The following is a 22,478-nucleotide window of genomic DNA, read 5'->3' on the forward strand; positions in this document are numbered from 1 at the left end:
TATAAATAAGATGTGTAATTTTTATGTACGATTTCTTTTTAATTTAAAATAACTGGATAATAAATAACAACATTTTTCTTCTAAAATACCACCTATAACTTCTGGATGATGATTGAATTCATGATATTTTAAATATTCAGATATACCATGCCATCTTTGCCCACTAGCACCATACACAACTCGTTTCATACGACTTTGTATAATTGCTCCACTACACATAATACAGGGCTCTAAAGTAGTATAAAGTGTACAATCTTCTAAATGCCACGTTCCTAATTTTAAACATGCTTGTCGAATTGCTAACATTTCTGCATGTGCAGTAACATCATGCAAAGTTTCCTTTTGATTATATGCTTCAGCAATAACTTGACATTCCTGATTCACAATTATTGCACCAATAGGTACCTCATCAAGTTCTTTTGCCAATAGAGCTTGTTGGTATGCATATTCCATATATTTAACATCATCCATATATTTAACTCCTTTGAAAAAAGCCACTACACATAAACGGACATTCTTAATGCTGCTACCTTCCGGTCCTGACATGGTTCGAAGCCGCCTATTGTAATGGCAAGGTTTATTATAACAAGAATTGACTCACAAATCAATAATGTAATTTATTCTTTTTCATAAATGTCTGATAATCTTTATTCCATTGTACATATTTAGGATTATCACGATGATCAGTTAACTCATAGTTCTCTTTTAAATATTGTCCTAAAAACTTTGTGATTTTAGAAGCACCAGAATAATTCAAATGATTTCCCCCATCACGTGTATCAGTCTGCCAGTCAAATCCAGTATCAAATTGATCAATATTAAAATCTATAAAAGGAATATTTAGAGATTTGGATAATCTTTGAACAGATTCATGACGTTTTGTTGTTGCTGTTGTAGCTGATGGAAACCATACAAACATAACTTCAGCTCCATGATCATGCGCTAAATCAATAAACTTCTTTAAATACATTTGTGTCGTTTGTGTTATTGAAGCATTACGATTCTTAGCTAAATACTTAAACCCATCAGGATTAGATTTAATATTATTATGGAAAATATATCCTTTAGACTCCATACGTGTCTTATAATCTGGATCTCTATCTTGAAAATCATTGACAGTTAAATCTTTCCAACGACTATGATATTCAAATAGAGGAAATGCATATTTTAATGCATTATTAATTGCTTCATCAATATCTTCAGCTTCATTTTTAGAAAATAACTCATCTACTTCTAAAATAACTACCTTAGGTTTTTGACATGTTAAAACTTCTTTTAACATATAATATGCCGCAAATATACTTTGTTGTGGTTCTGCACATACATATGATGTATACCCTTGTTCATTCCATATTTGTAAAGGATTCATAGCACTATATAAATCACTATTACCAATAGCCAGAACATCTACAGTATTTTTATTTTCACCATAGAATCCTCTTGCATTTTCATACTTAATTCCGCTTTGATTGCTATTATTTTTAGGTACAAATATAGGAGAAATATAGACCAATAAAAAAGCACAAATAGATAAAAAAATAACAATTTTAGAAATATTTAAAATATGTTTTTTCATATCAACTTTTTCTTCCATTATCTTTTCCTCCTAAAATTGTGCATAGATAAAGCTAACAATATCATAACCTCTACCATATGCTCCAAAAATAATAACAACAAATAATCCAACAATATAAAATGTCCATCTAGGAACAATATTCCATTTTGCAATACTTTTTCTAATCTCAATCCCTTTTTCTTTAAATAAACCAACAATAAATACAACAATAGTTCCAATTAATACAACCATAATATCATTAACACTCAAGCCCAAATGTGCTAAAACAGATATATCAAAATTAAAATTATCAAAGCATGAAATAAACATATGGAAAGCACTAGATAATGTATCAGCTCTAAATATTAACATTCCAATATTGACAATAAGAACAGTTCTTAATACCTGAAATATATGAAAATATCGAGTTTCTTTATTGATATGTAAAGCATTTTTTACTTTATAAAATACTGGTTCCATAAACATACCAATAACCATAATAATATAGTAATACATACCATACATAACATATTTCATACTTGCTCCATGCCATAGACCATTACAAATCCAAACAAAAAACAAAGCAGTTGTTGCAGGTAATAATTTAGATAAATATTCATTACAGTGATTTCTTACAAAATGATTAAATTTCTTAAATGGATTAGATAAAGAAACACTATAAAAGACATAATCTCTTAACCAAGCTCCTAAAGTTATATGCCATCTCTGCCAGAATTCATTAATACTCTTAGCAAAGAAAGGCTGTTTAAAGTTATCAGGTAAATGAACACTAAATATCTGTGCACTACCTCTCACAATATCCATTGCACCAGAAAATTCTGTATACAACTGAATTGTATAAAATATAATTGCAAATACGACACTTATTCCTGAAAATTTCAAATAATCACCAAAAACAAAATTAACGAGCATATTAGCTCTATCAGCAATAACAATCTTTTTAAACATTCCCCACAAAATTAATTGAGTTCCTTGTGTTAAATTCTCATAATGAAAAGAATGTCCTTCATATAATTGATGTGCAACTTGATCATACCTTGCAATAGGACCTTCGACAATTGTGGGAAAGAAAGTTAAGAATAATGCAACTCTCCCAAAATTACGATCAGCTTTATACTTACCTCTATATACATCAATAACATAACTAATAGCCTGTAAAGTATAAAAAGAAATACCTAATGGTAGAAAAAGTTTTAACATCGGTATATGAATATTAAGAAAATCAAATAATGCAAAATTCAATACATCTGCAAAAAAGTTATAATACTTTAAAAAGACCAATGCTCCTAAATTAATCAACAACATAAGAATGACAACCATTTTCTTTTGCCATAATAACTTTTCTTTAAACTCTTTTTTCTGTTGTCGATCTAATAGCTTCTTTACACTTGTAAAGAGATCATTTATTCTATTGAGCCATATTGCACTTAAATAAACAGATAAAGTCGTTAACAAAATAAAAATGACTAACCATAAGCGACTAGCTGCAATATAATATAAATAACTTGCTGATAATAAAACAATCCATTTATACTTTTTAGGAAACACAGTATAGAAAAGAAATGTGCTTCCTAAGAAAAGTATTAAATAGACATAAGTTGTATAAGCCATAAATTATCCTTCGTCTTGCAAACGAGTAATTAAAGCATACATTGCTTCAACAGATTGAAAATTTTCAGGTAAAATATCTAATGGTGTAATTTCAATATCAAATTCATCATTTAACTCTACAGTTAAATTCATAACATCTAAAGAATCTAAAATTCTATCATCAATTAAACTCTTTTCATTTTCAAAATCAACACCAGGTTTTAATCCTTTTAAAATATCTAATAATTCTTCCACTCTATTTTCCTCCCATTTCCTCATAATGACCCTTTAGCCATTTTCTATCGATTTTTCCGTTTTGATTATACGGCATTAACTTCACTTTGACAATAACATTCGGATACATATAATGAGGAATTTTATCAGAAACCCCTTCCATTATCCCTTTATCATCAATTTTACCAGTATATATCAATACAATTTTATCTTTAATCTCATCAAAAATAACTGCACAACTCTGTATTTTCTCTAAAGAATTCACAGCTGCTTCAATTTCACCTAACTCAATACGATATCCCATATGTTTAATTTGGAAATCTTTACGTGTAATATAAATCAATTCACCACGTTCATTATATTTAACCAAATCTCCAGTACGATAAATCATTTCAGGGTATGCTTTATTCAAAGGATTTTGTACAAATGCCTCCTTTGTCTTTTCATCATTATAATAATATCCTAAAGCTAAGAATGAACCTCTTACACATAGTTCACCTTCACGGTCATCACTAACCTCTTGGTCATTTTCATCTAATAAAAAAACATCACAATTTTCACAAGCTTTACCAATTGGTAAGACCTCATCATCATTAAACTCACGATCAACAATATAATAAGTACAAATATCCGTTGTTTCAGTAGGACCAAATAAGTTTGCATACATTGCATTTGGTAACTTCTTACGCCAATAATTTAATTGTTTTGTAGGCATAACCTCTCCAGCAAATAAAATTTTATCAACATATTCTAACATTAGATAGTCTAATACTTTTAAATTTGCAACAATGCATAATGCTGATGGAACCCAATAAATTGTATTCACTTTCTTTTCATTCATATATTCAATAAGCTTAATTGGGAATGAAAATAATGTTTTAGGTAATATATGTAAAGTTGCTCCTGCCATAACTGTACTATAAACATCAGAAACTGACATACTAAAATAAAATGGTGTTTGACTTCCAAATTGTGTTTCTTCAGTAATATTAAATGTTTCTTTATACCAAGATGCATAATTAATGACATTACGATGTGATAAAACTGCACCTTTAGGAACACCTGTTGAACCCGAAGTAAAGAGTGCATATAATGGATCAGTATCAATCATTTGATTTCTAACTTTCATTAATTCTTCACAATTAATCTCTGTTTCCATCATATCTTCATAAAAACATACAGTTTCATGTAATGACTGAGCAAGTTCTTGATGTGCATAATCAGAAATTAATGCTATTGGATGCAATGTTTCAAAAATTGTTTCTATGCGATCTTTGGGCATAAAAGAATCAATCACAACATAGAAATTCCCACTATAAACAACACCAAAAAAACTAGATAAACTTTCAACACTCTTATCCATTAATACAGCAATAGGTTGTCTTTTTTTATGAAGTGATAATAAATATGAACCAATTTTTTGTGAACATTCAAGACATTCACCATAAGTCATCTCACGTTTATCATCAGTAAAAGCAACTTTTGTAAAATATAACTTAGAAGATTCTTCTAAATATTCTAGGATGTTTTTCATAAATGATCCCCTTTCTAAAATACAATGTCATTCTAACAAAAGAATGTGTAAATCTTGTGAAAAACAAAGAAAAGATTTTCTAAAGAAAAAAATGGAGTTTTCCTCCATTTTAACATATCTTATCTTTTCCACCCATATAAGGACGTAAGACTTCAGGAATATTAATCGTTCCATCCTCATTATAGTTATTTTCAATAAAAGCAATTAAAGCACGCGTACTTGCTAAAACAGTATTATTTAAAGTTGCAACATAGTATGTTCCCTGTTCTCCTTTTGTACGAATACCTAAACGTCTTGCTTGAGCATCTCCCAATGTAGAACAAGATCCAACTTCAAAATATTTTTTTTGTCTTGGCGACCATGCTTCTACATCACAAGATTTTTCTTTTAAATCTGCTAAATCACCACTACAGCATTCCAATGTTCTTACTGGAATATCTAAACTTCTAAACAATTCTACAGTATAAGACCACATCTTATCATACCATTCCATAGCATTCTCTGGTTTACATAAAACAACCATTTCCTGTTTTTCAAATTGATGAACACGATAAATACCACGTTCCTCTATACCATGAGCACCAACTTCTTTTCTAAAACATGGAGAATAAGAAGTCATTGTAATAGGTAAATCCTCTTCTTTCACAATTTGATCTTTAAATTTACCAATCATACTATGTTCACTTGTACCAATTAAGTAAAGATCTTCTCCTTCAATCTTATACATCATTGCATCCATTTCTTCAAAAGACATAACACCAGTCACAACATCACTTCTAATCATAAAAGGTGGAATACAATATGTGAATCCCTTATCAATCATAAAATCTCTAGCATAAGAAATCATCGCAGAAGATAAGCGAGCAATATCTCCCATTAAATAATAAAAACCATTTCCACTCGTTCTTCCACTTGCATCCTTATCTAAACCATTAAATTTTGCAATAATATCAGCGTGATAAGGAATTTCATAATCAGGAACAATAGGTTCACCATATTTTTGAATTTCAACATTTTCACTATCATCTTTACCAACAGGTACTGTAGAATCAATAAAATTAGGTATCTTCATCATAATTTCTTTCAATTTAGGACCTAATTCTTCCTCTTTTGCTTCTAAATCTTTTAAAAGGTCAGCCATTTCACTAACTTTCTTTTTATTAGATTCAGCTAATTCTTTCTTACCATCACGCATAAATTGTCCAATTTCCTTAGATAACTTATTACGCATAGCACGAAGCTCACTTGCTTTTGTTAATGTTTCACGATACATTTTATCTAAATCAAATGCTTCATCAACCAAATGTAAACGATCATGCTGGAATTTCTTTTTCATGTTTTCTTTGACTGCTTCTGGATTTTCTCTTAATTTTGCTATATCAATCATTTTTTTCTCTCCTTTTAATAAAATAAAAAGCACCTTTGTAAAGGGACGAATTAATCGTGGTGCCACCCTCATTCTTATCTTACGATAACTTTATATGAGATAACGGATCAGCCGGAAGTGATTAGCTTCTCTTGTTGGGAGATTTCAATAACAGCCAATACTGATTTTCACCAACCATCAGTTCTCTACGATTGTCTGTTATTTACTTAACCAACGCATCGATTTAACACATAGATTATACCACAATGATATATAAGTTCAAACATAAAATTAATTATTGTAAACATCTTCATTTAACATATTTTCTTTTTTAGCAACAATAATTGATGTTGAAGAATCACCAACAACATTTAATGATGTGACGAGCATCTCAATAGGTCTATTTATTGCAAGAATTAATGAATATGCAAGTAATGCAGCATCATTTGTATAACCCATTCCCGTTAATATTGTAAATAAGATGACTGCACCTGCTCCTGGAGCAGCTGGTGTACCAATAGAAGCAATCAATGCCAATATAGCAATGACAGCCATAGAAGTGAAAGTCACATCATAGCCAGAACTTGCTGCTACAAATATAGCTGCAATAACTTGCATAATAGCCGTTCCATCCATATTAATCGTCATTCCTAAAGGTAAAGTAAATGATGCAATTTGTTCACTTACCCCCATTTCCTCAACTGTTGTTTTTTTATTTAAAGGAAGTGTTGCAGCACTAGACGATGTTGAAAAACCAAATAAAGCAACTTTTGCTATTTTTTTCATAAATGGTTTCGGATTGACTTTTGCCATAATCATTAAGTATAGAGGAAAAGCAATCACTAAATAAACAAGCAAAGCAATCAAAACAGTCACAACATATGCCAAAGCAGGCATTAAGTAATCAATACCATATGCTGCAAATGTTCTCGTTAATAGACAAAAGATAGCTATAGGAGCAAATTTATTAATAATAAATGATAAACAAACCGAAATAATATCACTTAACTCAATTAATAGCTTCTTTAATGTTTTTGTTTTCTCTTTTAATTGATTCATAGCAAGTCCAATCGCAACAGCTAAGAATACAATAGCAAGGACTCCACCATTATTTGAAAAAGCCGAGAACAAATTATTAGGAACAATAGATAAAACAATACTTAAAGGATTCGTTCCAACAATTCCTTCTTTAATCACAACATCTGCCACTTCAACAGTATTAAATGCTCCTGTACTATAAACAAAAGCACCAATAATACCAGCAAAAATCAAAGCACAAAGAGTAGTTATAAAAAAAGTTAAAATTGTTTTAGAAGAAATTCTTCCTAATTTCTTTGTATCAGTAATCACACATATTGCTAAAGTTATAGATACAAATACCATAGGTACAATAATCAGTTGTAAAGAATTCACAAACAATTGACCTATAATATAAAACAAACCAATGGCACTTGTTGCGCCTTCTGCTGTAATATCTTGAAAAAAGATGTTATTAATAGTATTCCATGTAGAACTCTGTCCACTAGCCAACAAATTTTCTCTTAACATAATACATCCAAATCCAGCTAATAGACCACAAATCAAAGCAATAACCATCTTTAATGCAAGTTTTTTCCCATTTTTACTTGTATTCATAAGCAACCTCCTAAAAAAATACCCAAATTGTTAACATTATACTATATCTATTATTTTTTTCAATATTAGATTAAAAAATAAACCTAAAATTAGGTTTATTCAGTAATCGTAATATTCACTTTATATTCATCTTTAAGATCCATTGATTTAATAAAAGTTCGAATTGTTTCTTCTGCTTTTTCTTGAGCTTCTTTTATAAAACCTTTTTCTTTCACTCTTGTTTCCATTTTATCTTTTTGATCAATCGCAAACTGATTATAATCAGTAATACTGATTTGATTAAAGATATTCTTAGTTTCATCAAAAACTTCAATACTCTTTTCATCAATTTCATGTGATAGAATTTTAGCAGTTGGAACTTTGATATCAATTGCCTTACCACTCACTTTTACTTCTACAACACTCATATCAATACCTGCTTTGATTTTACCATCATATGAAATAATAAAACTCTTTGTTGTAAAAGGAACTTTCCAGCCATAAAAAGTAGCTTGATTTTCAAATTTTCCCATATTTGTATAATTATATTCTACAGTTGCTAGTTCACTAATACTTTGGATTTGTTGTGATAAAAGATCACTTGTTATCTGTGTTGGTTCTTCTCCACTTGGCCATATCTTACCAACAAAGAAAAATACAACAGCAATGACAACAATAATAATTATATTTTTAAAAGTTTGATTAATATGTATTTTCTTTTCATTTGCCATTTTTCTCACCTACTTTAGATTTATTGTAGAAGAGATTTAAAAATTTGTCAAATTATGTTGATATTTATGTTAAAATAATTTTAAGGAGTGGTGTTTATGAAGAAAAATGGAATTATAATCATTGGAATATGCCTAAGTCTATGTTTACTTTTTGCAGGATATCAGATAAAGTTATCAATGCCTAAAACATATTATTTGCCACAACAAAATATTATCTATATGGATTATAGAGAAAATATTAACATTAAAAATACTATTGCAGATATTGAGAAAATTGAATATCCAATGACTATAGAAGTAACAAATTTTGAATCTTATAATCGCTATATAGCGATAATGACAAAATATGATAATCAAAGATATTTCTATTTATTTAAAAGAAAAATGAGTGATTATTATTATGTAATTCATAAATATAAAATGTCATTAACTGATGAAAATATTTATTATATACATATTGATAATTTAGTATTTATCTTTGGATATAATCAGTATGCTACCAATTTAAATATTTCTGTTCCAAATTCTCATACATATATTGGTAATGAATTTTCTTATCAAAATTCAAATATTATGATTTGTTTACTTGATAATAAAAATGATATTGGACCTATTCGTATTTACGATAATCAAGGAACACAATTAACAGAAGCAAAAAAGTGCGAATAATCGCACTTTTATTCTTCACTATTTTCTACTGTTTCCTCAGATTCTTCCTCTTCAGCTTTTTCAACAACTTCAACACTAGAAACTGTAGCTCCTTGAGAAACTTTAATCAAACGAACACCTTGTGTATTTCTACCAGCCATTTTGACTTGTTCCATTGGTAATCTGATGACAATACCTTCACTTGTAATGATTAATAAATCTTCATCACCATTTACAGCTCTTAAAGCAACTAACTGACCAGTCTTTTCAGTTGTATTGATTGTTTTGACACCTTTACCACCACGATGTGATTCACGATAATCACCTATAGGAGACATTTTACCATAACCATTTTCACTAATTGCCATGATAAATTGACCTTCTCCATTTGTTGTCATACCAATAACATGACCACCATCAACATTAATACCTCTTACTCCAGATGCAGTTCTTCCCATTGGACGAACATCACTCTCTTTAAATCTAATCAATTTTCCATTAGATGCAGCAACTAATATTTCATCATGATCTGTCGTTAATTTAACAGCTACTAATTGATCTTCATCTCTTAAATTAATCGCAATCTTTCCTGATTGACGAATATTTTTAAATTCATCAATTGATGTTTTCTTAACTAAACCACTCAATGTAACAAAGAATAAATATAAATCTTTATCTTCTTCAATATCATCCTTACGAATAGATATCATAGATTTCACATACTCATCTTTATCTAAATTCAATAAATTAACAACTGGTAATCCTTTAGCTGTTCTTCCAAATTCAGGAACATTATATCCTTTAAGACGATAAACCTTACCAAAGTTCGTAAAGAATAATAAATCATCATGAGTACTCATATTAATTAAAGAATCAACAATATCATCTTCATTTGTACCCATACCTTTGATACCTCTACCACCTCTATTTTGAGTTTTATAAGTATCTACAGGTGTACGTTTGACATATCCATTTGTTGTTAAAGAAATAATAACATCTTCAACAGGAATTAAATCTTCATCTTCTAAATCAAATGTACCTTGAATAATTTCAGTCCTTCTTTTATCAGCAAATTTATCTTTAATCTGTAATAATTCTTCTTCAATAATTGATAAAATACGTTCTCTATTTTCTAAAATATCTTTTAAATCTGCAATGAAGGCTAATAATTCATTCAATTCATTCTCTATTTTTTCTCTTTCCAAACCAGCTAATCTTTGTAATTGCATTTCACGAATAGCTTTCGCTTGTCTTTCAGACATATCAAATTCATCCATCAATCTTTGTTGAATAACTTCAGTTGTTCTTGATGAACGAATTAATTCAATAATAGCATCTATTTGATCTAATGCTCTTTTTAAACCATCTAAAATATGAGCACGATCTTCAGCTTTCTTTAAATCATAAGCTGTTCTTCTTTTAATAACTTCTTCTTGATGATCTAAGTAATAGGTAATCATCTGTTTAAGTGTTAATGTCTGTGGTTCATTATTAACCAATGCAATAGAATTAACACCGAATGTTGTTTGTAATGAAGTTAATTTAAATAATTGATTTAAGATAACTTCTGGTTGAACATCTTTCCGTAATTCAATAACAATTCTAATACCTTCTCTATTCGATTCATCACGAATTTCAGTAATACCTTCAATTCTTTTCTCTTTAACATGTTCAGCCATTTTCTCAATTAAACGCGCTTTATTAACCATATATGGTATTTCAGTCACAATAATGGCTTTTTTACCACCATGAATATCAATAATATCTGTTTTTGCACGCATTATTATTAATCCATTACCAGTTTCATAAGCTTTTTTAATGGCAGATTTTCCTAAAATATATGCTCCTGTAGGAAAATCAGGACCTTGTATATAGTTTTCCATTAATTCCATAATTGTAATATCAGGATTATGAGAAACTGCTAAAATGGCATCAACAATTTCACCTAAATTATGTGGTGGTATATTTGTTGCCATACCAACAGCAATTCCAGTTGTTCCATTAACTAATAAATTGGGATATCTTGCAGGTAAAACTTCTGGTTCTGTTTCTTCACCATCATAGTTAGGTACAAAATTAACAGTGTCTTTGTTTATATCTTTCACAAGTTCCATTGATATTTTAGACATTCTTGCTTCAGTATAACGAGCTGCGGCAGCACCATCACCATCAATTGAACCAAAGTTTCCATGTCCATCTACGATCATATAACGATATGAGAAATCTTGAGCCATACGTACCAATGCTTCATAAATTGAAGAGTCTCCATGAGGATGATATTTCCCCATAACTTCTCCAACAATACGAGCAGATTTCTTATATGGTTTATCACTATAACATCCTAATTCATTCATCCCATGAACAATTCTACGTTGAACTGGTTTTAATCCATCTCTAACATCAGGTAATGCTCTTTGAACAATAACTGACATAGCATAGTTGATGAATGATTGTTTCATTTCAGATGTTAACGGTCTTTTTTTAATTCCACGTTCTTCCATTGTTTTCTCCTTTACTATAAATCAAGTTCAGCTTCTTGGGCATTTTCTTGAATGAATTCACGTCTCGGTTCAACTTTTTCTCCCATCAGCATATCAAACATAGCATCAGCTTGCATAGCATCATCTAAATCAATCTGCCATAAGACACGATTTTCAGGATTCATAGTTGTTTCCCATAATTGTTCTGCATTCATTTCTCCAAGACCTTTATAACGCTGAATTGAGAATTTAGCATTAGGTCCTAATTCTTCTTTCTTTCTTTCTAATTCATATTCACTATAAAGATAATGTTCTTCTTTACCATGTTTTAATAAATAAAGAGGAGGCTGTGCAGCATAAACAAATCCTTCTTCAATTAACGGCTTTAAGAAACGATATAAGAAAGTCAACATTAAAATACGAATATGCCCACCATCAACATCAGCATCGGTCATAATAACAATCTTATGATATCTTAACTTACTAATATCAAATTCATCACCAATACCAGTACCAAATGCTGTAATCATAGAACGAATTTCAGCATTTCCTAATATTCTATCTAATCTTGCTTTTTCAACATTTAATATTTTACCACGTAGTGGTAAAATTGCTTGAGTTCTTCTATCTCTACCCATTTTTGCACTACCACCGGCAGAATCCCCTTCGACTATAAAGACTTCACATTCACTAGGATCTTTTGATGAGCAGTCTGCTAATTTACCAGGTAATGCAATACTATCTAAAGCTGTTTTACGGCGAGTCATTTCTCTTGCACGTTTAGCTGCCATTCTGGCATGACTTGCAACAATAGCTTTATTCATAATAATAGATGCGGTATTAGGATTTTCTAATAAAAATTTATCTAAAGCTGCAGATATAATGTTACTCGCTATCTTTCGCACTTCAGCATTTCCTAATTTTGTTTTTGTTTGTCCTTCATATTGTGGATCTGGATGTTTGACTGAAATAATAGCAGTTAATCCTTCACGACAGTCATCTCCACTTAATGATTCATCATCTTTCTTTAGAAAATTATTATTTTTTGCATAAGCATTAATGACTCTTGTTAAAGCTAAACGGAAACCTTCTTCATGTGTTCCACCTTCTTGTGTATTAATGTTATTACAGAAAGAATAGATATTTGGCTGATATCCATCATTATATTGCATACCAACTTCTACTTTAATATCATCAACTTCATCTTCAACATAAATAATTTCTTCATGAATAGCTGTTTTATTTCTATTTAAATAAGCAACGTATTCTTTAATACCACCTTCATAATGATATTCATTGACTTTATGAGATTCTATACGATGATCTTCAAGAATTAATTTTAATCCTTTATTTAAGAAAGCTAATTCTCTAATTCTTTGATTTAAAGTTTCATAATCATAAACAGTTGTTTCACTAAATATTAATGGATCAGCTTTAAAAGTCACAATTGTTCCAGTATCATCACAATCGCCAATAATCTTTAAGTCACTAACTGGAACTCCACCTTTTTCAAAACGCTGATAATAAATATGTCCATCTCTATGTACATGAACTTCTAACCATTCACTTAATGCATTAACAACACTTGCACCAACACCATGTAAACCACCAGAGACTTTATAGCCTCCACCACCAAATTTACCTCCAGCATGTAAAACTGTTAAAATAGTCTCAACAGTACTTTTTCCTGTTTTCGCATGTTTACCAGTTGGCATACCACGACCATTATCAATAACTTTAACAATATCACCTTTTTCTAAGATAACTTTGATTTCATCACAGAAACCTGCTAAAGCTTCATCAATAGAGTTATCTACAATTTCCCAAACAAGATGATGTAACCCTCTAGAAGAAGTTGTTCCGATATACATCCCAGGTCTTTTTCTAACAGCCTCTAATCCCTCTAATACCTGAATATCAGATTCATCATAACTATGTTGTACTTTATTTTCTTCCATTGTCTTCTCCTTTCACATGCCCATTTTCAATGACTATTTTCTTAGCCACATCTATTACATGATGGTGTATACCATCAATTGATGTTGATGTAATAAATGTTTGAACCTTATCTTGAATTAAATTTAATAATTTTGTTTTTCTAACATCATCCAACTCACTTAAAACATCATCTAACAATAAAATAGGATATTCTCCTATTTCTTTTTTTATAAGTTCTAATAATCCAATTTTTAACGCTAATACAATAGATCTTTGCTGACCCTGTGATGCATAAGTCACAGCATCTTTATCATTCAAAAACATCATTATATCATCTTTATGTATACCATTATTTGTTTGACCAAATAAAATATCTTTTTGATAATTCTGTCGATATTTATCCAAAATACACTCATAAGACATATCTTTATAATGAGTTTTATACTCAATTTTTAAATTTTCTTTATGTAAAGCAATATAATCATACATCTTAACCGAAATATCATTTAAAAGTTCAACAAACTCCATACGTTTTTTCATTAAACTCACCTGAATTTCTGCCATTTGTTCAGATAAAACTTCTAGATATTCATCAGCACCTTTATGACTATCATGTAATAACTTCAAATACTTGTTTCTTTCTTTTAAAAGTTTATTGTATTTATTCAAGTTATACATATAAATAGGAGAAATCTTAGATATCTCCATATCCATTAGCTTTCTTCTTAATCGTGGACTTCCCTTAATTAACATTAAATCTTCAGGAATAAACAAAACAACATTCAAATAACCTACATAATCACTTGTCTTTTTTATCTCAGTACGATTAATAAAAGCCTTCTTTCCTAAACGAGAAAGTACAACTTCCAAATTCATATTTTTATCATGTGTAACAATATCTCCCTGAATCTTTGCAAAATCACTTTCAAAAAAAATCAGTTCCTCTACAACCTTAGTCTTAAAACTCTTAGACATAGACAAAATATAAATAGCTTCCAATAAATTAGTCTTTCCTTGAGCATTTTGACCTATAAAAATATTAATATAAGGATTAAATTCAACAGTGCAAGCCTCATAATTTCTAAAATTCTTTAATTCAATACTCTTAATCTTCATTTTTTACAATATATTCAATTCCATCAAAAGAAACAACATCACCATTTCTAAGTTTTTTACCTCTTCTGACTTCAACTTCATCATTCACAATGACTTGTCCATCTAAAATAGCCATTTTAGCACTTGCTCCTGAATCAACAGCATTCACATATTTTAAAAATTGGCCTAATGTAATATACTCTGTCTTAATTTTAATTTCTCTCATTCATAAGTCACCCGATTCTTTTCAAACTGATCTTATTATAGCATAAAAACATCAAAAATGATAGTTTTTATGGCTCATATTCAATATTTAATAAAAAAGATATAAATCTCATTTTTAGATAAAAGTCTCTTAAAACGAAAATTAGGACGAAAAAAAGATATGGAGGTTTTTATACCTACATATCATCTTTCAACGTTTCAATAATATTCTGTTTCTTAAACTTATTCAATCCTACTCTAAATGTCACTAACATAATAAACATAATTACAACAAATGCAATAACATAAGCTATAAAAGATGGTATAAATATTGTCTGTCCTGTTTTAATTTGATCATAGAATAACCATTCAATACCAATACAAATAGGAAAACCATATAATAATGTTTTCATTCCATAAATAAAACTCTCATAAAATAACATCTTAGAAACACCTTTAGGACTCATGCCAACACTTAACATCATACCTAATTCCTTTTTTCTTTTATCAATACTTGCACTCATCATATTAATAATATTTAACATAGTAAATAAAATCATAATAAACACAAAACCATAAATAAATATTTGTGCAATTAAAAAGATTTGTCTGTTTTGTAAAACGGTTTGTGCATAGTCATATGGTGGATAGTTTAATTGATTTAATTCTTTTGTCAATTCCTGATGTTGAGTTGAAAATATATTATACGTGATCGTTGGAACATATTCTGTTTCTACATTAACAACATATTCTACTGGTACAATAAAATATATACTAGAATCTAAGTTTCCATTTCCATAAGAATTATTAAACTGGTCATTTTCAATAAGTTCAATAGAATCAAATAACTTTAATTTTTGTTGATTGGTAATTGATTTATCACCCTGAGCATCATAAGAATTTTCTATAAGTTCAATAGACTTAAAGAAATCTTTATCCATTTTTTTAAATCTATGATCATAAATTTTATAATCATCATTTTCATAATATCCATATTCTCCATTATAAGCCAACATCAGATTATCTTTATATTCAATATTATTATCTTTACATAATTGTTTACGTTTATTTTCACTTAAACCAATAAAAGTCATACAATATTTATTTGTATCTTTATCAACTTCTAAAGGAATATCTAAATAATAAGAATTAATATCAGCATAAATATTAAGATCAGTCATATAATAATAATCATTAACTTTATCATTCTCATTTAAAATTTTATTTGTTTCATTAATAAAATCTTTCTCATAGCCAATATTCATTTGAATATCATATCTATTATATTGATTAGCTTTATTCATCTGATCCATAAAATGATTTCCAAAACTATAGACAGCCACAAAAGCAACCATAGATATCACTAATGAAATCACAATAACACGAGATCGTTTTCCTTGTCTTTTGTAATTCTTTAAAGCTAGTTGTTGAGAAATATTAAATATTTTTTTAGCAATAAAACCTGTTTCTAATTTTTTAGTTTTCATCTTAATTTCATCACTTTTTTTTAATGCGTCTATAACAGAAATTCTGGCTATCTTTCTTGCTGGTAAATATAAAGAAAGAAAAATAGTCACTAATGAAATAATAATAACTAATAATAAATAAAAGAATGATATTTGTGGAAGTATAGTAATATCTAAACTTTTTATTGTTTCTAAATGGTTAATAAAATAAAACGTAATCAATAATCCTATAAAACTTAAGATAATACCTAAAGGTATTGATATAAGTGATAATAGGAATCCTTCAAAATAAACCGAACGTTTCTTTTGTTTAGGTGTTGCTCCAACACTTGATAACATGCCTAAATACTGTATACGATCATGAGTTGAAAGATTAAATGCCTGATAAATAATAAATAAAGATATGATCACAATAATCCCTAATATGAGAGCAACAATATTGTAGATACCTAAAAATAAAGAACTAGAATTTTCTTCAAATATATCCTGAATTGCCAAATATGAAGAATTATATCGCAAACTTCCTACTATTTCATTATTTAACTGATTGAGTTGATCATTGAGTTTTTGACCATGTTCAAATATATTTTTAGAAACATCTTTATCTCTAATATAAAGTGAATAGTAAGCTGATTGATTGCTTAAATCAATATAAGACAATGCACCAAATGAAGATTTATTATAATTTTCACTATTATATTCGCTCATAATTCCAACAATTAGAAAAGTATATTCCTTCTTTTCAGATTCACTATAAAAACTTATTCGATCTCCAATATTTTTATCAAAATTATTTATGTTTAAATAATTTTCTGAAATCATTATTTCACCATGATGATTGGGTAACCTTCCACTCAATAATAAATCTTGATAATCCTCTTTATCAAAATATAAAGAATCACCTCTTTTTAAATTAATATAACTTTTATCTTTAAGCTGATCATCACTATATAATGGCTCAGTACTAGAAAAATAATATTCTTCTATTTGATTATCATTTTCAATAATCTTAAGAAAATCTTTATTATCTGTTACAAAAGCATAATGATAATCACCAACTGTTTTTTCAGTATATTCTTTATAAAATTGTTTTCCTGAATAAAAAGCAATACCAACACAACTAATCATAATAACAGATACAGTAATACAAAGAATTGTTAATATTGTTCTTTTTTTGTTTTGTTTAAGATATCTCAATGTTAATTGATTAATGATTTTCATTTTCTGAGAACCTCATCTTTTTTGATTTGTCCATCTTCAATAACAATAATTCTATCTGCCTGCATTGCAATTCTTTCATCATGTGTAATCATAATTAATGTTTGTTTATACTTTTGTTGTGTAAGTTTTAATAAATCAACGATTTCTTTACTATTTTTGGAATCTAGGTTTCCTGTTGGCTCATCAGCTAAAACAAGAGAGGGAGCATTCATAAGAGCTCTTCCTATTGATACACGTTGCTGCTGTCCACCTGATAATTCTTTAGGTAAATGATTTCTTCTTGATTCTAAATCTAATATTTTTAATAATTCTGTTAATCTACCCACATTAACCTTTTGATTGTCTAATAAAACAGGTAATGTCATATTTTCTTCTACAGTTAATACTGGAATTAAATTATAAAACTGATAAATCAATCCAACTTCTCTTCTTCTAAAAATTGCAAGTTCTTCTTCATTTTGCTGATAAACTTGTGTTCCATTCACAATGACTTCACCACTAGTTGGTTTATCAACACCACCAATTAAATGTAATAATGTACTTTTACCTGATCCTGATGATCCCACAATCGCAATAAATTCCCCCTTGGTAACTGAGAAAGAAATATCATTTAATGCTTTTACCTCATTCTCACCTTTACCATATATTTTAGAAAGATTTTTAACTTCTAATATTTTCATAATAACCTCCCTTTCCTTATTTATTATACCAATTTCATATGACAAGCCTATGACAATAAAGTGACAGAATTGTCACTAAAAAAAGTTTAGATCACCTCATGATAGAAATGAATCATAAACTTCACACCTGGATATGTATTTTCTACAGTAATTGTTCCATTTTGTTTTTCTATAATCATATGTGACAATGCTAATCCAATACCAACACTTTGCTTAGTTGCATTATGTCCTTTATAAAATCTTTCAAATAAATGAGGTAAATCTTCATGAGATATACCTTTCCCATTATCTTGAATAATGATTTCATCATATAAAGGATTATGATTGATTGTTATAGTAATGATGCCTTGTTGTGAAAGATGTTCTACACAATTCTTCAATACATTTGATAAAGCTTCTAAAGTCCAATGATAGTCTATATTCTTCAAAGTTTGACTATCATTATCAACAACAATCTCTAATTCTTTAATATCTATCAATATTTCAAATGGTTTCATTAAATCATTTATAAAATCTTTTATATTTATATTCTCTTTTTTAAATTCAATTGTTCCTACATCTAATTGAGCCATTTTTAATAAAGAAACAACTAACCACTCTATTTTATCTAATAATTGCTGTTGTTGTTTTAAAAGATATTTGATTTCTTGTTCATCAGCTATTTTTAATCTTTCTTGTATAAGATTGAGTGATGTTAAAGGTGTTTTGATTTGATGAGAAATATCTTCTAATGACTGTTTAAGTAGAACTTTATCTTGAACTAATAACTGATTTTGTTCATAGAGACGATTGACTAGTTTAACAATTTCACTTTCTAATATAGAAAGATTTCCTTCTTTAAATTGTTTAACATATAAATCTTTTTGTTGAAATAAGATTTGATTCACTTGTTCAGATATTTCTTTAATATGTTTATTCTTCATATAAAGTTTTACACTTAATATGATAATAACTAATATTAAACCTAATTCAATCATATTATTCTCCTAATTTATATCCTAATCCTCTCACTGTTATAATAATTTTAGGATTTTTTGGATCATCTTCTAATTTATATCTTAATCTTTTAATATATACAGATAATGTATTATCACTAACATCTTCTCCTGTAATATTCCATAATTCATCTAATAAGAACTCTCTTGTAAGTAACTGATGGATATGAGAAAAGAAAATAATACATAATTTGTATTCTAATGCAGATAGTATAATTTCTCTATCTTTTTTATAAACTTGTCCTGTTAATGTATTTAATTTAATATCTAAATATTGATAAATTGTTTCTTGTTTTTGATATCTTCTTAAAACATTTTGAATACGTGATAATAATTCACGAGGTCTAAATGGCTTAGCTATATAATCATCAGCACCTAAGTTTAATCCAGTTACTACACTATATTCATCATTACTTGCTGTTAAAAAGATAATAGGTATATCTTTATAATTTTTGATTTCATGATATAGAGAAAAACCATGTCCTTCTTTTAAGGATAAGTCCAATAATACCAAATCAAATCCTTGATTATCAATCATTTCCATTGCTTGTGTTTGACCATCTGTATTTCTCATTATAAAACCCTCATTTTCAAGAAATAACGTTAAATGATTCACAATATCCAAATCATCTTCAACTAATAATATTTTTTTCATAATCTCACCATTCCCATTATATCGTAAATAAGTAACGAATCAAACAAAAATACTGACCTTAAAGATCAGTATCTTCATTATCATTAAAAACATAGAATCTATTTTTACCACTATTTTTACATACATAAAGAGCTTGATCACATTTATCAAATAAATAACTATGACTCTTTTCATTTTTAACAAAAGTAATACCAATAGAAGCAGAACATTCAAAATTTCTTTCAATTTCTATACTATCGATTTGTTTTAAAATCTGCCTTGCTTTATTTTCAATCATAGCATATGATTCCTGATTATATAAGAAAATAACAAATTCATCTCCACCAAAACGACCTATATATCCATTATCGTAACAATTTTCTTCAAGAATTTTAGCAACTTTTTGAATAATTTGATCACCATAACTATGTCCTAATGTATCATTAATCTTCTTAAAATTGTCTAAATCAACAATCATATATGCATTATAACAAATAGCTGAATTATTATTCTTTAAATAAGTATCTACTAATTGATTAAAAGTTTGACGATTATACAATCCAGTTAAACCATCTCTTTGTGCTTTAAATTCATTCTCTAATTGTTTTAACTTCTCTTCATTAATATTATTAGCATATGCTATCATCAATAATTCATTATTACTACTTTGTCTTTCAAACTGTATTCTATATCTAATCCAAACATATTTATCCAATTTTTCATTATAAGAACGATAATCAATTCTATTAATACCTTCATGATGATGATAAAGATTTTGAATTCTATCATAATTAAAGAAACGTTTCACTCTCTCCTTATCGCTTGAATATGCCTTAGATTCTAATATACTAATAAATTGATCATTATATTCTACATCAATCGCATTATGATAATAACCATCCATTTGGTAAATAACAACTTTTTTACTTTTTAAATTGACTGCAAACATTGCTAAAGCATTAGAGTAAATAGCATTCTTAAACATATGATCTTGTAAAAGAATATTATATTCTTCCATTTCCTCTGTACTGTTCTTTAATGTTCCAATTAATTTATGATTTTCTTCTATATAGATAATAGAAACATGGAACCATGTTTTATCATCCTTGCTGATATATGGGAATTTTGCATCAAATACAATCTTATTTTTATTATCAATAATTTCTCTAAACTTCTCTTTCAAAAGATTTTCATGTTCTTTAGAAACAAAATTATAATTATGCAGATTACTTAAAAAACTATTTAACATAACCTTAGGATAATCATTCCATGCATCCAATGTAAGACTATCTTTATCTATACTATATTCAAAAATACGATCATTTGTTTGTTTCAATATAACATCAATTTTACGGTTACTTGCTTCTAATTTCTTATTAATATCTTTATTTATTTTATTGATTTTTCTAAAATATAAAACAATTAAAATAGTCAAAACAATAAATACAATAATTATTTTTATAATTAACATAAATGCAATATGATTGGTTTGTTCATTCTTTTGAATAACAATATCACGTGAAATAACAGTAAAGACATACCAATTATTAATCTTAACAGGCGTATAATAAACTATTCTTGATTGATTACTTTTATAATCATATGTCACATAACCTGACTTATTTTTCTTAATATTATCATTTATTTCTTCGTAACTTCCATCAATATAATTAACATGACTTTTTAGAAACTCAAGATAGTTATCACCATCATATATTGTATTATGATTTTTAATTTTAGAAATTATATGACCATCTGAGGCAGTTGCAAAAACATATGCTTCATTATTAAATACATCATTATATATAAGATCACGATTTTCATCATTAATTTCAACAATACCTATAATTCCACCATGAATAGAACCATCTTTATAGATTGGATTATAGACAACAATGACTAATTTATGATTATAAGGAGATTCAAATGGATCTGTTATCCCTGATTGACCTTCTAACATTAAATCAACATAATTATTAACTGCTTTAAATTCAATCTTTTCTTTATAGTTATGAACAATTTTATTATTATCTACATACCATAATCTTTGAAACATAATTTGATTTTTTTCAAGATTAGACAATATATCTGAAATATCTTTTTCACTATTATATTCCTCTTCTATTAAACGAGAAGTTATTTTAAGATATTGTGACATTGTTGTGAACTTTTGATTATAGTTATTAGCTGTTTCTTTTCCAACATCTTTTAGGTGATCTAAAGTTGTATTTGTATTGAATTGATTCGTTAAATGGATAAAGTCATAAAATGAAAAAATTGTAAAAACAATTAAAATTACGATAACTATAATTCTTAATAATTTTTTCTTATTTCTCATAATCATTTCCTTTCTCCAAAATAAAAAATAGGTGCAAAGCAACCTATCACAAAATTGCAACTGGCTGCCAATAAAAAGGCCCTTTAGCTTTGCGTCACTTCCTTTCGGAAAGTTTTGCCAAAAATATATACCTC

18 protein-coding genes, 1 other RNA gene, 1 riboswitch and 1 other annotated feature are annotated in these 22,478 nt (G+C 28.0%); of the genes, 1 reads left to right on the forward strand and 18 read right to left on the reverse strand.

Features of this window, described 5'->3' with window-relative positions:
- Nucleotides 1–21 precede the first annotated feature (21 nt).
- From BN350_RS04940 to BN350_RS04975, 9 genes are all read right to left on the reverse strand, one after another.
- Nucleotides 22–471, reverse strand: a complete 450-nt coding sequence (locus BN350_RS04940) for a nucleoside deaminase (protein WP_028042593.1) — start codon at nt 469–471, stop codon at nt 22–24.
- Between the two features lie 16 nt (nt 472–487).
- Nucleotides 488–575, reverse strand: an RNA gene (gene ffs / locus BN350_RS20205) — signal recognition particle sRNA small type.
- Nucleotides 576–604: 29 nt separating this feature from the next.
- A complete protein-coding gene (locus BN350_RS04945) occupies nt 605–1,594 on the reverse strand; it encodes a hypothetical protein (RefSeq protein ID WP_028042594.1) in 990 nt (329 codons plus the stop codon).
- A 12-nt stretch (nt 1,595–1,606) separates the two neighbouring features.
- Complete coding sequence (locus BN350_RS04950; RefSeq protein ID WP_028042595.1) at nt 1,607–3,187, reverse strand: MBOAT family O-acyltransferase; 1,581 nt, start codon at nt 3,185–3,187, stop codon at nt 1,607–1,609.
- A gap of 3 nt (nt 3,188–3,190) precedes the next feature.
- Complete coding sequence (locus BN350_RS04955; protein WP_028042596.1) at nt 3,191–3,421, reverse strand: acyl carrier protein; 231 nt, start codon at nt 3,419–3,421, stop codon at nt 3,191–3,193.
- Between the two features lies 1 nt (nt 3,422).
- Entirely contained in the window at nt 3,423–4,934 is a 1,512-nt protein-coding gene (locus tag BN350_RS04960; protein ID WP_028042597.1) for an amino acid adenylation domain-containing protein, read from the reverse strand.
- Nucleotides 4,935–5,043: 109 nt separating this feature from the next.
- Nucleotides 5,044–6,321, reverse strand: a complete 1,278-nt coding sequence (gene serS, locus BN350_RS04965) for a serine--tRNA ligase (protein WP_028042598.1) — start codon at nt 6,319–6,321, stop codon at nt 5,044–5,046.
- A gap of 38 nt (nt 6,322–6,359) precedes the next feature.
- Nucleotides 6,360–6,549 (reverse strand) — a binding site (T-box leader).
- Nucleotides 6,550–6,591: 42 nt separating this feature from the next.
- Nucleotides 6,592–7,935: a dicarboxylate/amino acid:cation symporter gene (locus BN350_RS04970; RefSeq protein ID WP_028042599.1), complete on the reverse strand. Its 1,344-nt coding sequence runs from the start codon at nt 7,933–7,935 to the stop codon at nt 6,592–6,594.
- Nucleotides 7,936–8,030: 95 nt separating this feature from the next.
- Nucleotides 8,031–8,645, reverse strand: coding sequence for a DUF4230 domain-containing protein (locus BN350_RS04975; protein ID WP_044600126.1), 615 nt, complete (start codon nt 8,643–8,645; stop codon nt 8,031–8,033).
- A 96-nt stretch (nt 8,646–8,741) separates the two neighbouring features.
- Between BN350_RS04975 and BN350_RS04980 the strand changes: the two genes are divergently transcribed.
- Complete coding sequence (locus tag BN350_RS04980) at nt 8,742–9,314, forward strand: hypothetical protein (protein ID WP_028042601.1); 573 nt, start codon at nt 8,742–8,744, stop codon at nt 9,312–9,314.
- Between the two features lie 8 nt (nt 9,315–9,322).
- Here the strand turns inward: BN350_RS04980 and gyrA are convergent, their stop codons facing one another.
- The 9 genes from gyrA to BN350_RS05025 form a co-directional block, all read right to left on the reverse strand.
- Entirely contained in the window at nt 9,323–11,794 is a 2,472-nt protein-coding gene (gene gyrA, locus BN350_RS04985; RefSeq protein WP_028042602.1) for a DNA gyrase subunit A, read from the reverse strand.
- Between the two features lie 14 nt (nt 11,795–11,808).
- Nucleotides 11,809–13,731 carry a DNA topoisomerase (ATP-hydrolyzing) subunit B gene (gyrB, locus tag BN350_RS04990; RefSeq protein ID WP_028042603.1) on the reverse strand — a complete coding sequence of 641 codons (1,923 nt, stop codon included), beginning with the start codon at nt 13,729–13,731 and terminating at the stop codon, nt 11,809–11,811.
- The gene (gene recF / locus BN350_RS04995; RefSeq protein WP_028042604.1) at nt 13,718–14,827 is read right to left on the reverse strand and encodes a DNA replication/repair protein RecF; all 1,110 of its coding nucleotides are present in this window, start codon (nt 14,825–14,827) and stop codon (nt 13,718–13,720) included. The genes gyrB and recF overlap by 14 nt, the downstream gene beginning before the upstream one ends.
- The gene (yaaA, locus tag BN350_RS05000) at nt 14,817–15,032 is read right to left on the reverse strand and encodes a S4 domain-containing protein YaaA (RefSeq protein ID WP_028042605.1); all 216 of its coding nucleotides are present in this window, start codon (nt 15,030–15,032) and stop codon (nt 14,817–14,819) included. Before yaaA ends, recF begins: the two co-directional genes overlap by 11 nt.
- 175 nt (nt 15,033–15,207) lie before the next feature.
- Nucleotides 15,208–17,697 carry an ABC transporter permease gene (locus BN350_RS05005; protein ID WP_028042606.1) on the reverse strand — a complete coding sequence of 830 codons (2,490 nt, stop codon included), beginning with the start codon at nt 17,695–17,697 and terminating at the stop codon, nt 15,208–15,210.
- A complete protein-coding gene (locus BN350_RS05010; RefSeq protein WP_028042607.1) occupies nt 17,694–18,377 on the reverse strand; it encodes an ABC transporter ATP-binding protein in 684 nt (227 codons plus the stop codon). Before BN350_RS05010 ends, BN350_RS05005 begins: the two co-directional genes overlap by 4 nt.
- An 86-nt stretch (nt 18,378–18,463) precedes the next feature.
- Nucleotides 18,464–19,354 (reverse strand): sensor histidine kinase, encoded by an 891-nt coding sequence (locus BN350_RS05015; RefSeq protein WP_028042608.1) that lies wholly within the window; start codon nt 19,352–19,354, stop codon nt 18,464–18,466.
- 1 nt (nt 19,355) lies between these two features.
- Nucleotides 19,356–20,027: a response regulator transcription factor gene (locus BN350_RS05020; RefSeq protein WP_028042609.1), complete on the reverse strand. Its 672-nt coding sequence runs from the start codon at nt 20,025–20,027 to the stop codon at nt 19,356–19,358.
- Nucleotides 20,028–20,085: 58 nt separating this feature from the next.
- Entirely contained in the window at nt 20,086–22,344 is a 2,259-nt protein-coding gene (locus tag BN350_RS05025) for a diguanylate cyclase (RefSeq protein WP_028042610.1), read from the reverse strand.
- Nucleotides 22,345–22,396: 52 nt separating this feature from the next.
- A riboswitch (cyclic di-GMP riboswitch) is annotated at nt 22,397–22,473 on the reverse strand.
- Nucleotides 22,474–22,478: the final 5 nt, after the last annotated feature.

The organism is Candidatus Stoquefichus massiliensis AP9, from assembly GCF_000455285.1.
Lineage (GTDB): Bacteria > Bacillota_I > Bacilli_A > Erysipelotrichales > Coprobacillaceae > Stoquefichus > Stoquefichus massiliensis.